At 57.5% G+C, this 13940-nt stretch carries 11 protein-coding genes; 4 read left to right on the top strand and 7 right to left on the bottom strand.

All coding sequences use genetic code 11. From position 1 onward, the window contains the following. Window positions 1-35 precede the first annotated feature (35 nt). Genes holB through QPL98_RS02375 form a run of 3 tightly spaced genes read right to left on the bottom strand, consistent with a single transcriptional unit; the run spans window position 36 to window position 4169 of the window. Window positions 36-1067: a DNA polymerase III subunit delta' gene (gene holB, locus QPL98_RS02385; RefSeq protein WP_303292582.1), complete on the bottom strand. Its 1032-nt coding sequence runs from the start codon at window positions 1065-1067 to the stop codon at window positions 36-38. Next, window positions 1060-3150, bottom strand: coding sequence for a DUF3488 and DUF4129 domain-containing transglutaminase family protein (locus tag QPL98_RS02380; RefSeq protein WP_303292580.1), 2091 nt, complete (start codon window positions 3148-3150; stop codon window positions 1060-1062). The genes holB and QPL98_RS02380 overlap by 8 nt, the downstream gene beginning before the upstream one ends. Continuing rightward, window positions 3147-4169, bottom strand: coding sequence for a DUF58 domain-containing protein (locus QPL98_RS02375; RefSeq protein ID WP_303292578.1), 1023 nt, complete (start codon window positions 4167-4169; stop codon window positions 3147-3149). Before QPL98_RS02375 ends, QPL98_RS02380 begins: the two co-directional genes overlap by 4 nt. A gap of 254 nt (window positions 4170-4423) precedes the next feature. Between QPL98_RS02375 and QPL98_RS02370 the strand changes: the two genes are divergently transcribed. Next, on the top strand, window positions 4424-5035 hold the full coding sequence (locus QPL98_RS02370) for a hypothetical protein (RefSeq protein WP_303292577.1): 612 nt from the start codon (window positions 4424-4426) through the stop codon (window positions 5033-5035). Window positions 5036-5182: 147 nt separating this feature from the next. On the opposite strand, the gene QPL98_RS02365 is transcribed toward QPL98_RS02370, so the two are convergent. After that, window positions 5183-6001, bottom strand: a complete 819-nt coding sequence (locus QPL98_RS02365) for a DUF6160 family protein (protein WP_303292576.1) — start codon at window positions 5999-6001, stop codon at window positions 5183-5185. Between the two features lie 158 nt (window positions 6002-6159). Next, complete coding sequence (locus QPL98_RS02360) at window positions 6160-6708, bottom strand: hypothetical protein (RefSeq protein ID WP_303292575.1); 549 nt, start codon at window positions 6706-6708, stop codon at window positions 6160-6162. Window positions 6709-6924: 216 nt separating this feature from the next. Here QPL98_RS02360 and pabB point away from each other — a divergent pair, with 216 nt between their 5' ends. Beyond that, entirely contained in the window at window positions 6925-8274 is a 1350-nt protein-coding gene (gene pabB, locus QPL98_RS02355; RefSeq protein WP_303292573.1) for an aminodeoxychorismate synthase component I, read from the top strand. Between the two features lie 48 nt (window positions 8275-8322). Here pabB and thrH read toward each other — a convergent pair whose 3' ends face one another. After that, a complete protein-coding gene (gene thrH / locus QPL98_RS02350; protein ID WP_011785066.1) occupies window positions 8323-8937 on the bottom strand; it encodes a bifunctional phosphoserine phosphatase/homoserine phosphotransferase ThrH in 615 nt (204 codons plus the stop codon). A 206-nt stretch (window positions 8938-9143) separates the two neighbouring features. Here thrH and QPL98_RS02345 point away from each other — a divergent pair, with 206 nt between their 5' ends. Then, window positions 9144-9869, top strand: a complete 726-nt coding sequence (locus QPL98_RS02345) for a phosphoadenylyl-sulfate reductase (protein WP_303292570.1) — start codon at window positions 9144-9146, stop codon at window positions 9867-9869. 79 nt (window positions 9870-9948) lie between these two features. Here the strand turns inward: QPL98_RS02345 and cysB are convergent, their stop codons facing one another. Then, the gene (gene cysB, locus QPL98_RS02340; protein ID WP_014421354.1) at window positions 9949-10926 is read right to left on the bottom strand and encodes an HTH-type transcriptional regulator CysB; all 978 of its coding nucleotides are present in this window, start codon (window positions 10924-10926) and stop codon (window positions 9949-9951) included. A gap of 260 nt (window positions 10927-11186) precedes the next feature. Here cysB and QPL98_RS02335 point away from each other — a divergent pair, with 260 nt between their 5' ends. After that, window positions 11187-13937: a LuxR C-terminal-related transcriptional regulator gene (locus QPL98_RS02335; protein WP_303292742.1), complete on the top strand. Its 2751-nt coding sequence runs from the start codon at window positions 11187-11189 to the stop codon at window positions 13935-13937. Window positions 13938-13940 lie beyond the last annotated feature (3 nt).

Below are 13940 nucleotides of genomic sequence, written 5' to 3'. Positions count from 1 at the left end.
ATTTCGCAATGATAGCAGTTGAACCTGAACAACGCTCACGTTGTCTGCCGCTTCCGGGGCATCAACTCCCGCCAGGCCAGTAGAAGCTGGGTGGCTTCAAGCTCCGGGCTGGCATTATATACGCCCGCGCTCCGGCTTTCCCGAACCCGGTCCAGCAACTGATGAGCGCGCCACGGCGGGTTGGACCTGGCCAGATAGCCCAACATGTCTGCCGCCTCCGGGTCCTGAACCTCGCCCCCGGCACTGCACCGAGCCAGGTCGGCAGCCCAGCTTTCAAACAACCATAATGTATCGTCCAGCCCCAGCGTTTTGAAGCGGCGGGCGGCATCCCCCACCGTCATCTGGCCTTTCATGAACTGCCGAAATGCTTCAAAAGCTTCATCCCTCTGTGGAAGAAACTCACCGGTGGCATACTCCAGCGCCAGCCTGGGGGCGTTCCCCGCCAGCATCAGGCTTTTGGCCAGGGTTTCCGGCAACGGACGGGCTGATTCCTCTAATTCTCTTACCCGGGCAGCCAGCCATCGCCCGGCATCCTCGGCATCAGGTAACGGTATGGTCAGGGCCTGGCAGCGGGATCGTATGGTGGGAAGTACCGGCCGCCCGGATTCCTGGAGCAGCAACAGGGTCACATCCGGCAAAGGCTCTTCCAGGGTTTTCAGCAATGCGTTGGCGGCGTTGATGTTGAGCTGATCCGCCCGGTCGACTATGGCCACCTTGCGGTGTGCAACCTGTGGCGAGGCCACGGCAAACGTCGAGAGCGCGCGGATCTGATCCACTTTCACCATCCGGGACTTTTCCGGTGAATACACCCGGACATCAGGATGGCTGTTCGCCGCGATCAACTGACACTGACGACACTGACCGCACGCAATCGGTGCTCCGTCGTCGAGGCCGACCTGCTGGTCGCACAACAGCAGCCCAGCGACGGCTTCTGCCCACGCCCTTTTCCCGACGCCCTGCTCACCAACGACCAGCAGCGCGTGAGGCAACCGATCCTGGGCCAGACGTTGCTGCACCGTGCTCCAGGCGCGGCCGAGCCAGGGCATGTCCTTCGCGATATCAGTCATGTCGGAACGTCCGTGAAGCGGGTTCAGGTTTACGACGGAGCTGTCGTTTCATCGTTTTCAATAGCCGGGTAAGCCTGCGCGCTTCGTGCGCGGAAGCTTCCTGTGTTGAGGCCGTATAGTAATGGCTGTTTACCGCCCGGGCAAAGAGACGGACCGAAGATTCAACCTCCGGGCGCGCATTAGCCAGGCGTTCTGCCAGCGTCGCAGGGGTTTCACCGGTACGGACCGGCACGCCAACCTGTTCGCACAGCCGATGCCAGGCCAACACCACCCGACCGAATGCATCCTTGCGGGCGCCGCGGCGAATCGAAAGAGCCGAGACAACACCTGCGATCAGCAGGGTGAAGCCAACCACTCCGGCCGTCAGGTAGCCAAGTTCCTTGAGCCCGAAATTGCCCGGCAACCGGGACATCAGATCCATCTGACTCTGCCCCTGGTAACCTACCACCCATCGCTGCCAGTGATAATTGATGCGATCGAGCTGGAGCGACGCCCATTGCAGGATCGCGACATCACCGTAGCGCTGCGGCGAGGTCAAATCATTTTCCAGGAACGAGCCCTCATCGGCCACCGCATCCCGCAATCCGGATTCAATCCTGCTTGGCGCAATGGCAGCTGTCGGGTCCACCCTCACCCAGCCCTGGCCTTCCAGCCACACCTCCACCCAGGCGTGGGCATCGTACTGACGGACAATGAGGTAATCTCCGCCCGCCCCGGCGTCGCCGCCCTGATAGCCGACCACAATTCGGGCAGGAATCCCGGCGGCCCGGAAGACAAAGGTCGCCGCACCGGCATAGTGAGCACAAAAGCCCCGTTTTTCATCAAACAACAGCGCATCAATACCGTCGTCTGGCATGGTGGGCGGGCGCAACGTATAGAAATAGGCTTGCTCCCGAAAACGCCGGAGCAACGTGTTGACGACTTCCCAATGGGACAGATCTTGAGACAGTTTTCGTGCCAGCTCCCGGGCCCGGGGGTTCCCGGATGGAGGAAGCTGGAGATAGCGCCGAGTTTCTGCCGGGGAAAGGGCTTCAGCCGGCGCTGGCACAGCGGAAACCCGGGCCAGGCGATAACGCACCGGGCTGTCGGCGGGGCGCTGAAAGCGGAACAAATCCTCCGGCGTACTTACCACGTTGCCCGAGACGGCTACCGAGTTCTCCAGAGCAAACGCCCACCGCTGGTCTGTTGGCTCCAGCAGGATATCGTATTCATTACTTCGCAACGGCCCGACACCACCGTCGTTGTCTACCCTGGCTGGCCGTCGGAAACCGTCGGGGTCGCTCTGGCGCCAGGTCTCATCATCCAGATAATCGAGAATCAGACCCCGCCAGTAACGTTCCCGATATGGTGGCGACTCGCCCCCGAAGGTTACCCGGAACGCCCTTTCACTACTCTGGGCCAGATTGGAAATATCGCCTGGTCGCATGGTATCCGAAATCCCGCTGCGGGCCTGGCCGGACACCAACGGAACATTCCAGAGTGGCGCCATACGTGGGAAAAAGACAAACAGCAGGACAACCACTGGCAGGGTTTTCAGTAGCAGCAAACCCAGGCGCTTCCAGCCAGCCCTCAGGCTGCCGGGTAGATCCGGTGCATTGAGAATCTGAAGGCCCACCATCAGGCACCCAATGGCGGCGAACGTCAGCAATGCCCAGGCAATGTCCTGTTTGAACAGGAAGTTCACGGCCGCAAGATAAACCTGAATAAAAAACAGCACATAGAAATCCCTGGCGGACCGGGTTTCGAGCCATTTCAACCCAACGGCCAATACGAAGAACGAGGCGGCGGTATCCACTGTGAAGCGGCCTTGCACGGTGGCCACATAGACGCCAATCAGAACGAGCATGATTCCGGTGCGCAGCAACCGCCCTGGCAGTTTTACCCGGCCCTTTTGCGCCAGCCAACGCCAACCCGCCAGCACGGCACAGGCTGCAATGAGCCACCAGGGCAGCCGGTCCCACTGGGGAACCAGAAGCAGCGCAAAACTGGCAATCAGCCACAACAGTGCGTTACCGGGGATGGCTTCGATCGGTGCCTGTTCTGCCGGTTTTGCGGAGAAAACTCTGGCCATGATCGTGCTCATGCAGATACTCCCGCTTTCCCATTCTCGGCCTGACGGGTACCAAAAGGCTGACCGTCAGGATCCCTCGGCGGTTGCTCGCCCCACACCGCAAGCGCGCGCAGACAACGTTCTCCATGCAGTGAACCACTGTCCGGCTCAATGGTATCGCCGGGCAAACTGAGACCAAACCTTGCGTTTTTCTGAACCCGGTCTGCCACCATCCAGGCCAGATAACTCAGCCGCAACTCGGTATCAACACCCGGAAAGGCATGAAAATCCAGCCAGTGCGGACTGCCCTGCTCACCCTGCCAGTCAGCCACAATCATCTGGCCCGTACGTGCAAAGCGTTTCCACATGACCCGCTGGCTCATATCGCCTTCACGCCAGGGACGAAGATCGGCATTGTCCTGGCCGGACACGGGCGCAGACGAAGCGGCTTCGCTTCCATCGTGAACAGTTCCGGCGGTATCCGGTACGGGTAAGGGCCTGGGAAACGCTACTCCGGAAGACGCCGGACGCAACCAGGACCAGGCCTTTAACAGCCCGAACGGAAAACGGGTTTCGATACGGATCCGGTCCGGGCGAAGATAGCCGCGATAAGCTGACGGCACCGGCAGTACCACATCCCGGGATTCACCGGGGGAAACGTGCACGCCCTCAACCGATGAATCCTCGACCGACAGGACAAGACCGAGGCCGGCATCCTTACCTGCGGTGACTCGCAGTAAAAACGGAACGTCATCGCCCGCCCGGCCCTCACCGGGCCGGACCAGGGCAACGGCAAGACCGGAAAGATTTCTGTGGGTCTGGTGCATGGCCCCCACAAACACGGCGCCGAGAAGAAACGTGAGCAGGTAGATAAGACTGTTCTGATAGTTGATCCCGGTAATCAGCATGATCAACAGCAACAAGCCATACACCACACCAGCCGCCGTAGGCAGAATAAAAATGTTCTTCTGGCTGAGAATCTGGCTGTCGGCTCTTGGAATGCGACGATTGATCCATCGTCGCCAACGGGTGTTTAAAGAGTTTCGCATCATGCTCCTGCGACTGGATTCAGGCCTATAAGTTCACGGAATGTGGCTTCAAGCAACCCGAACATAAAACCATAAAAGTCATGGTTCCTTAAATATTTACCCCTGGGCACCGGATTCTGATCACACACCAGGCACTTTACGGTTGAAAAACTGTCGGACAAACCGAATACTCAAAAGTAATAGTATGAAGCGTATTGACTGAAGCAGTACACTCAGCAGCGCCTCTTTTGAACCGATTCAGCATGAGGCAATCCCAAATGCGTCGCAAACTGCTTGCAGCCGCAATCACGGCCACCACTCTCACACCGGCCTGGGCCGGCGTGCAAACCATGACCTCCGACGAGATGGTAGAAACCTACGTGGAGGATTCCGCCGTTATTGTTGTCCCGCGTCAACAACAGAAGTCCGAGACGGATCGGGAAAAAATCATTCGTGCGCTCACTATTTCGCCAGGTGAGCCCGTTCTGAGCGAAGCGGAAGAGGAAGCGTATCGGGAAGCTCTTCAGCGCTATCTTGATGAGGGCAAGAAAGATGCCCTGTCCGATGCCGAAGAGGAGTTTCTGCGCAGAGCACTGCTGCTCCCGGTCGACGAGCTGGCCAGAGCACAGCCACCGGCGGACTTCACCCCAAGGACACTGCCCATTATCTTTGGTCAGCAACCGGAAATTCCGGATGAGCCCTTCACCCAGACTTTCCTGAACGATCAATTGGGCATTGGCTTCGATGGCCAGAATCTGAATTTCAGTATAGGTAATCCCCCGGGCATCGATCAGATCCAGATCCCCGAAGCGATCAACGAAGGCCCCATTACATTGACTCCCCGTCCGGGCGGAGGGTTTGACCTTTCTATTCAGGTGCCCGACCAATAATTACCCAACCCCTGAAACGAAAAGCGGCGACCAGAACGGTCACCGCTTTTTTTGTGCGCCCGTCAAGGCGCTACGCGCCCGTGCCGGGCGCACAAAAAACGCCCCGCAGTGCGGGGCGCTATCACCACGTTAAGGTGTCAGGTCAACTTATTGGTGACCATAAACCTTCATACTGGTGTTGGTCACAGCCAGGTTGTCTACACGGAAAGAACCGATAGACTCACCGCCGATCTCAACCGCGCCAACACCGATGTCAGCTACGAACTGAGGAATGGTGATTTCCAGAGCGTCGCCACCGGTGGCAGCAGAAGTGCCCTTGCCAACAGTGATCTGCGCCTGAGCGAACATGCTCGCTGCATCAACTGGTCCACCGCTCTCGAAGTAAGTAGCGCCGTAAACGGTGAGGTCACGTACGTTCACACCCAGGAAGTCCACGTCCATATCCATGTCAGTCACGTTGAAACCAACGTTCATGATCAGGTTGTCAGTGGCGGTATCCACACGGATGTTCAACAGGCCGAGGTTACCCTCGATACCGATGTTGCTGGCCAGCAGAGTGGAGTCACCGCTGCCGTCAGTCGCGTTCAGAGAGGCAGAACCAACAGCCATGGCGAAATCGATCGGAGCGCCAGAGATGCTGTGAACGTCGATGAACGCGTCACCGTCGGCTTCTACGTCGATGTCGATAACCAGGTCATCCAGCATGCCGGATACGCCAGTTACCGCGCCGTTGGCATCACGCTCAACGGAGCCGCCACCGATGGAGATGTCGTTAACTGCCAGGTAACCTTCGTCAGTGTAGCGGAACTCACCGATGGAAACTTCGGTTTCCAGCTCGATGGTCACACCGGCCTGACCGGTCACGTTACCCATGGTGGTGTCGTCAAGCGCTTTCAGATCAGCTTGAGCGGCAAAAGGAGCTGCAGCAACGGCCGTTGCCAGTGCGATTTTTTTCAGGCCTTTCATAACGTTCTCCTAATTGGAACAGTTTGTTGTTATTTCCATCTCATGCAGACTGTTTGGTGTACTTTTGTATCTGCACGGCTACAGAGTACTGCAGAGGTAACTGAATGTTCCGTGACCACCTTCACGTAATCGATACTTGGATTGTCGGACACAAACCACTATTCAGCCGGCTCTTCATCGACATTGATGTTGAAGATCTTGTTCTCCATCTCCACAACCACCTGCTCGCCAAAAAACGCTTTACCTTCATCAATGGTGAAAGGCACCAGTTGGGCCAGCGTTGGTCCGAAGATATGCTCCATCTCGACCACCAGTACCCGGTCCGCCTCCGACTCTTTATTGGGATTGGCGGTTGTGTAGAACACTGCCGTCGCGCCGATCTTGCCTTTCTTTACCAGTGCAACGAGCGAACGCCGGAGTACCTCAAGGGCAACATCCGCCGGCATTTCCTCAATCTGCTTGATCCGAATCGTTTTGGTCTTGTCTCCCGTGTCGGTTACCACGGCGAACGGCTTTACCCCACCCGTTACCACGATCCGGTCCTCCAGATCATCGACACCCTTCTGGTACATCCGCTCAAACTGCTCCTGAATCATCTCCTTGATTTCAGCTTCAGACGGCTGCTGGGCATTGGCGTATCCGGGTGCCATCAGCAACGGAACCAGAAACATCAGAAAGGTCATCAAACGGGATTTTAGCTGTGTCATATCTACTCCACTTTCCTCAAAAAGCTCGCGCAACAGGAGCGCGCGGTTTTTACATTGTTTTTATGCTGGGGGTGCCCTGCTATCTCGGTTAGAATAGCCACCGGCTTTTTCTCCCCGTCCGAACAGGACGCTATTTCATTAGATCAGTGCCGCCGCAAACGCTACAACGCTGTTTTTGTGGCCTGCTTATCATTTCAGCAAGATTCCGGAGGACCCTTGGGCCGGGCAACAACGCGGGAACTTACCCGGGCGACCTACCACCAGCTTCTGAAGCATGCCTGCCGGGCGTCCGATTTCGCCTTTCTGGGGAGCACAGGCGATGGCCCCGGCCGCGGCACTCTATGTGGCTTCTCGGCCATGGCCGTGCGCTCTCTGGACCTGCCTGGCGACGGTTCGGTCTCCGTTGATACCGCCAGTCTCGCCCGGGAAATGGAACAGCTTGCCGCGCCTTTCCAGGTCGAACCAGACGCAGCCCCGAGTCATCTCACTGGCGGCTGGATCGGCTATCTGGGGTACGAACTGGGCTACGCCCGCGAACGGCGGCTGGCTCAACTGCACGACGCCTCCACCGTTCCGTTACTGCAAGCCGGCCTCTATCTCTGGACCGCAAGTTTTAACCGAAATAGCGGTCGCTACTGGCTCTGGATTCACCCGGCATGCCCTGCTTCGATTCAGGATCAGATTGAACAATGGCTGTCGGCTCCGGCAAACCGCCAGATGCACTGGCACATGGAAGGCCCGTTTGCGCCGGCGCAAACGCCAGGAGAATTCAAATCGGGTGTCGAAGCCATCAAGCGCTATATAGAAGCAGGCGATTGTTATCAGGCCAACCTGTCCCAGGCATTCTCTGGCAAATTCTGCGGCCATCCATGGCTCGCCTTCGAGAAGCTCACGGAAGCCAACCCGACGCCCTACAGCGCCTTCCTGAGAGCCGGAGACGACTCGATTCTCTCCATATCGCCCGAGCGGTTTCTGAAAATAGATCAGGGTGTAGTCGAGACCAGCCCCATCAAAGGTACACGCCCCCGGGGCTCGTCGCCGGAATCCGATATCAATTTGGCGAATGAACTTCAGGCATCCGAGAAAGACCGTGCCGAGAACCTGATGATTGTGGATCTGTTGCGGAACGATCTCAGCCTCCACGCTGAGGCCGGAAGCGTGCAGGTTGAGCAGCTGTTTGCCCTAGAGTCCTACGCCAACGTCCACCACCTGGTGAGCCATATCAAGGCCAGTTTGAAACCGGGAATCAGCCCGCTTCAGGCGTTGTTTGATGCATTTCCTGGCGGCTCCATCACTGGCGCTCCGAAAATCCGGGCGATGGAAATCATTCGGGAGCTGGAGCCACACTGGCGCGGGCCCTATTGCGGGTCTGTCTTCTATTACGGGCTTGATGGTCGGCTGGACAGCAACATCGCGATACGAACCCTGCTGTGCGAGTCCAACGGTACGATTCGTTGTTGGGGGGGCGGAGGCATTGTGGCGGATTCTGACCCGGAGGCCGAGTATCAGGAGACACTCACCAAGGTCAAACCGCTGATGGATTTTCTGGAAAAGCTGAAGCTCTGATCTGCACCACAACCTCACAGCCGCGGCACAGATCAGCGTTTCGGACGATCAGGCGCTGTGAATCGCGCTCGCCTTCAGGAATTCCTGTTTCAGATCGTCAAAGTTGTGCACCGCCGGAAATTGCGGGAACTCATCGATAACGTTCTGGGGCGCGTGGAACAAAATGCCCGCCTCTGCCTGGCCCAGCATGGTGGTATCGTTGTAAGAGTCGCCAGCGGCAATCACCCGGTAGTTCAACAACTGGAATGCACGCACAGACTGGCGTTTCGGATCCCGCTGACGCAGCAGATAGTTCGTGATCTGGCCGCTCTCCGCTACCTCCAGCTTGTGACACAGCAACGCCGGATAGCCGAGTTTCTTCATCAGCGGCATGGCGAACTCGTAAAAGGTATCGGAGAGAATCACCACCTGGAAGCGCTCACGCAGCCAGTCGAGGAATTCCCGAGCGCCTGGCAGCGGGTCCAGGGTACCGATGACTTCCTGGATCTCCGGCAGGCCATAGCCGTGCTGGTCCAGAATACGCAGGCGCTGCTTCATCAAGACATCGTAGTCAGGAATATCCCGGGTGGTTGCCTTGAGTTCTTCAATGCCGGTTTTTTCTGCAAAGGCGATCCAGATTTCCGGGATGAGTACGCCCTCAAGGTCAAGACATGCGAGTTCCACAACGGTCTCCTGAACGATAAATAAAAAGGCGGGGCAGCTGCGCCCCGGTTGGTGGGCGTATGATATGAAAAAGCGCGGCCAAATGCATCGTGTATCCGGTTTTGCCTCGACCTGAAGGCATAAAGATATAGATCCTCATTCCTTCAGGGTATTAAAGGTTTGCTGCTAAGCTAGCCGCACAAGCTATTGATACAGACTGGATGATTATGACTGACATCGATTCTCTCCGGGCCGAACTGGATGGTCAAAGCCCCAGGGCGATTCTGAAAGCCGCCCTCTCCCACTATGGCAACATTGCCATTTCCTTCAGTGGCGCCGAGGATGTCGTACTGATCGAAATGGCTCACAAACTGACCGACAACCTCCGGGTGTTTACCCTGGATACCGGCCGACTGCACCCGGAAACCTACGAGTTTGTAGACCGGGTGCGCAAACACTACAGCATCGATATTGAAGTTCTGTTCCCGGATGCCAAAGAAGTGCAGGACATGGTCAATCGTAAAGGCCTGTTCAGTTTTTACGAAGATGGCCATTCTGAGTGCTGTGGTATCCGCAAGGTTAACCCGCTGCGCCGGAAGCTGGCCACTCTGGATGCCTGGGTAACAGGACAGCGTCGGGACCAGAGCCCCGGTACCCGGAATGAAGTGCCGGTGGTTCAGTTGGATACCGCCTTCTCAACTGATGCAAAGCCACTGATAAAATTTAACCCGCTGGCAAACTGGAGCTCCAAAGAAGTCTGGGATTACATCCGCATGTCTGAGGCGCCCTATAACCGGCTACACGAGCAGGGCTTTGTCAGTATTGGATGCCAGCCCTGCACCCGCCCAGTGCTCCCTGGCCAGCACGAGCGCGAAGGACGCTGGTGGTGGGAAGAAGCCACCCACAAGGAATGTGGTCTGCATGCCGGCAACCTGATCGGCAAGTCTGGCTGAACTGCCCGAAGCTGTGCCCACAAAAAAGCCCGCGTCGCCTTAACGGCCCGCGGGCTTTTCATTGGCCCAACCTCAGTGCTCAGTAGGTAGGAAGCTCGATATCCTTGAACAGTTCCTGAATCTCGGAACGACTACCCTGGTGGGCCACGGCTTCATCCACCTTCTCCTTGGTGAGATGGGGCGCAAACCGTTCCATGAAGTCGTACATATAGCCCCGCAGGAAGGTGCCTTTGCGGAAACCAATACGGGTGACCGAGGGTCTGAACAGCTTGCTGGCATCCAGCGCCACGAGATCGGTATCCACCTTGGGATCGAACGCCATACTGGCAATAATGCCGACACCCAGCCCCAACCGCACGTAAGTCTTAATGACATCGGCATCAGCTGCAGTGAACACCACTTTCGGGGTCAGTCCCCGTGACTGGAATGCCTCATCCAGCTTGGACCGCCCGGTGAACCCGAATACGTAGGTAACCAGCGAATACTCCGCCAGTTCCTCCAGTGTGAGTTCCTGGCCCTTGGCCAGAGGATGATCCTTGGGAACGATCACGCAGCGATTCCACTTATAGCAGGGCATCATGATCAGGTCGTTGAACAGGTCCATGCCTTCAGTGGCAATGGCAAAATCCACCGCACCGTTGGCGGCCATCTCTGAGATCTGCATCGGCGTGCCCTGATGCATATGCAGGGACACATCCGGGTATTCCTCGATAAAGCCCCGGATCACCGGCGGCAACGCATAACGCGCCTGAGTGTGGGTGGTCGCGATGCTCAGGTCGCCTTTACGCTGGTTACTGAACTCCTGGGCGATTTTCTTGATGCCTTCGACCCGACGCAGGATCTCCCCTGCCTCCCGGATGATGATCTCGCCGCCGGGAGTAATGCGGGTCAGGTGCTTGCCGCTTCGAGCAAACACCTCAAGCCCCAGCTCGTCTTCGAGCAAACGAATCTGTTTGGAGATGCCCGGTTGTGAAGTGAACAGGCTCTGGGCGGTGGCGGACACATTCAGGTCGTGGTGCGCAACTTCCCAGATATAACGCAGCTGTTGTAATTTCATTAATTCTGTCGCTCCCTGGATTTCCGGCCCTGAGTCAGTGCCTCAGGCTCAACTCGAGAACCCTGGTGGATTCATAACCGAATAATACGCATAAAGGATCAATTTTTCATTCTTTTTTGATATACAAGACAATCTGTATTCAGTGTAGACCAAATCTCTGGTTTCGCTGGCCCGACAATACCTTGCGTCAACACAGCCCTTGACTTGTGTGTGACAAAGCACACAATCGCTAATCAAACATGCCCAGATCCCGGGAAGCCATGCTGCTGACAACCAAATTCCTCCGGCCAACACCCGATTCCAGAGCCGTTCAACGTCAACGGCTAGATACCCTGCTGCAACCGGAATCCGGCAAACGACTGAATCTGGTTATTGCTCCGGCGGGTTATGGCAAGACCACACTGGTCAGCCAGTGGTGCGCCGGCAACAGCATGCCCACCGCCTGGCTCTCACTGGACGAGCAGGACGACAAGCCAAGGCAGTTCTGGCAGTACGTGATTGGCGCCTTCGAGCATGCCGGCCTGATCGGACTGGAGGACTGCAAGAAGCTGTTGGCCAGGCAGGACGACGACGAGCTCACACCCGCCATTACCAGCCTTTTGAATGTTCTCGCGGCAGATGGCAATGCCTGGTCGCTGGTGGTGGATGACTACCACGTTATCAGTAACGACACCCTTCATCGCCAACTCGCGTGGTTTCTGGACTATCTGCCACCCGGTATCCTGGTGACCCTGGCGTCACGAACGGAGCCACCTATGCCACTGGCCCGCTGGCGCGTCCGCCGACAGGTTCAGGACATCCACCCAGGCCTGCTGGCGTTTTCCGAAGAGGAATGTCAGGAATTCTTCCGCAGCACCATGGCCATGGAGCTGTCCGAGGACGACATTCGATCGATATGTCGTAAAACCGAAGGCTGGGTCGCCGCCATGCAACTGTCAGCACTGGCCGGCAAGAAGGAAGCCGTCGTGCCCGGCCAGGCCATGGGCTCACCGGATAGCCGACTGATTTCCGATTATGTCCTTACCGAAGTACTTGAGCAGCTTCCCGAAGATCTGACGGACTTCCTGCTGGAAACGGCTTGTTGTCCGCGCTTATGCGCCCCTTTGTGCAATTCCGTCAGGCAACGCCAGGACAGTCAGGAAAAGCTGTCCAGCCTTCTGTCCCAGAATCTCTTTCTGATCCCGCTGGACAACAGCAACGAGTGGTTCCGTTACCACGACCTGTTTCGGGAAGCCCTGTTACAGCGAATCCAGAGTGCCGACCCGTCCCGGGCCTCCGAACTTCAGTCCCGTGCCATTGACTGGCTACTGCGCCATGGCCATGTGCAGGAAGGGATTGCCCAGATAGTCCGGCGCAACGATACCGACCATCTGGCGGCGGTTCTCGCGGAACACGGCAACAATCTGATTCATGGCGGCTATCACCTTCCGGTACTGGAATGGCTGGATGCGATCCCTGCCCACAAGATTCAGGACAGCCCGCAACTGCAGATGCTCAGAATCTGGGGCCTGTTTTTCGCAAACCGGGTTGAAAGCCTGGACCCGCTTCTGCTGGAAGTTGAGGACCTGCTGGACCGCCGTGTTGCCGATTCACACCCGGACGCGGAAGGCGCCCTGGCGTTGCACAGCGAGATTTCGCTGGTGAGATCCTACCTGGCCCGCACCCGCAACGATGAGAAAAACGCCTCGGATCTTACCCGACAGGTACTCAAGGACATTGATCAGATCAGCATTCCCCTGAAGTCCGTCACTTATTACGGGTTGGGCCTGGATTATTTCGGCAAGGGCGAACTCAATGATGCCGAGGAGGCTCTGGAGTCTGCCGTTCATTATGGCCAGGTAGAACGCAAAGCCAGTACGGTTCTGTCATCCGGCGGTCTGCTCGCCTGGATTCAATACCACCGTGGCGATACCGATCTTGCTCTTGAGACGACTGGGCGAGTACGACAATGGGTAGACGAACACTATTCCGACCCCAGCCAGCCGAGATTGATCTCCTGCTGGCAAAACAGTGCATTGACAGAAATCTATCGCGAGCGAAACCAGATCAGCACCGCCGACGGATACCTGGCCCCCCTGCTCGATCATGTACGAAAGGGTACCGAACCGGGCCAGCATGTGGTGATCCAGTACGTACGGGGACACCTCGCCTTTACCCGGGGTGACCTGGAAACGGCGGTTGAGGCACTGGAAGATGCCGTGACAACCGGCCGGCGCCGGAGGGAACACATTGTATTCGAGCCCCCGGCCGCTTCCGCGTTGCTGGCAAGGTGCTACCTGAGTTCCGGCCATGCCGAAAAAGCGCGCGCCTGTTTGCAGCCCACCCTGGATCAACCAGCCACCAACCCGCTAAACCGGGAGCAGAACCAGATTGCCCTGGCCCGGGTACAGAATGCACTGGGCGAATATCAGCAGGCTCAGGACACCCTGTCCGCCCTGATACCAGCCGCAGAACGCAACGCGCACAATCGACACCTGGTAGAGATTTTACTGGTGTACGCCGAGGCGCTGGCCCACGAGGGCCGCAATGACGAGTCCGATGCCATGCTGGAGAAAGCACTGGACCGAGCCGAAAACGCGGGTTTTCTGCGCCTGTTTGCGGAAGAGAGCACTGCACTGCGGGAGATGCTACTGGATTTTCCCAGACTACGAACCCCGGGGCGGTGGAACCGGGAACTGCTCGGGATGCTCAGGGATCTGGCCGCCGGACAGCCTGGCGAGGCGTCTTTTAACAGCTCCCAGGAAGCCTATCACCCCATCGATACTGCCCGCCCGGGGGGCGAGCCTGTAAATGCCCTGACAGAACCGTTGAGCCAGCGTGAGCAGGAAGTGCTGGCTTTGATCCACCAGGGGCTGGCCAATAAAGAAATTGCTGAGCGCATGTCCGTTGCCCCGGCTACCGTGAAAGCGCACATCAGGAACCTGTACGGCAAGCTCGGCGTGAGCCGGCGCACCGAGGCGCTGGCGAAAGCACGGGAGGTGGGGTTGCTGGAGGATGTCGCGAAAATGTGATGA

The sequence above is a fragment of the Marinobacter sp. ST-43 genome (assembly GCF_030541085.1).
Classification (GTDB): Bacteria; Pseudomonadota; Gammaproteobacteria; order Pseudomonadales; family Oleiphilaceae; genus Marinobacter; species Marinobacter nauticus.
This window is presented reverse-complemented; position numbering and strand designations above follow the sequence as displayed.

Excerpts from the sequence above, each read along its gene's own strand:
- holB (WP_303292582.1), bottom strand. The coding sequence starts at position 1,067 with ATGACTGATATCGCGAAGGACATGCCCTGGCTCGGCCGCGCCTGGAGC.
- QPL98_RS02380 (WP_303292580.1), bottom strand. The coding sequence starts at position 3,150 with ATGAGCACGATCATGGCCAGAGTTTTCTCCGCAAAACCGGCAGAACAG.
- QPL98_RS02375 (WP_303292578.1), bottom strand. The coding sequence starts at position 4,169 with ATGATGCGAAACTCTTTAAACACCCGTTGGCGACGATGGATCAATCGT.
- QPL98_RS02370 (WP_303292577.1), top strand. The coding sequence starts at position 4,424 with ATGCGTCGCAAACTGCTTGCAGCCGCAATCACGGCCACCACTCTCACA.
- QPL98_RS02365 (WP_303292576.1), bottom strand. The coding sequence starts at position 6,001 with ATGAAAGGCCTGAAAAAAATCGCACTGGCAACGGCCGTTGCTGCAGCT.
- QPL98_RS02360 (WP_303292575.1), bottom strand. The coding sequence starts at position 6,708 with ATGACACAGCTAAAATCCCGTTTGATGACCTTTCTGATGTTTCTGGTT.
- QPL98_RS02345 (WP_303292570.1), top strand. The coding sequence starts at position 9,144 with ATGACTGACATCGATTCTCTCCGGGCCGAACTGGATGGTCAAAGCCCC.
- cysB (WP_014421354.1), bottom strand. The coding sequence starts at position 10,926 with ATGAAATTACAACAGCTGCGTTATATCTGGGAAGTTGCGCACCACGAC.
- QPL98_RS02335 (WP_303292742.1), top strand. The coding sequence starts at position 11,187 with ATGCTGCTGACAACCAAATTCCTCCGGCCAACACCCGATTCCAGAGCC.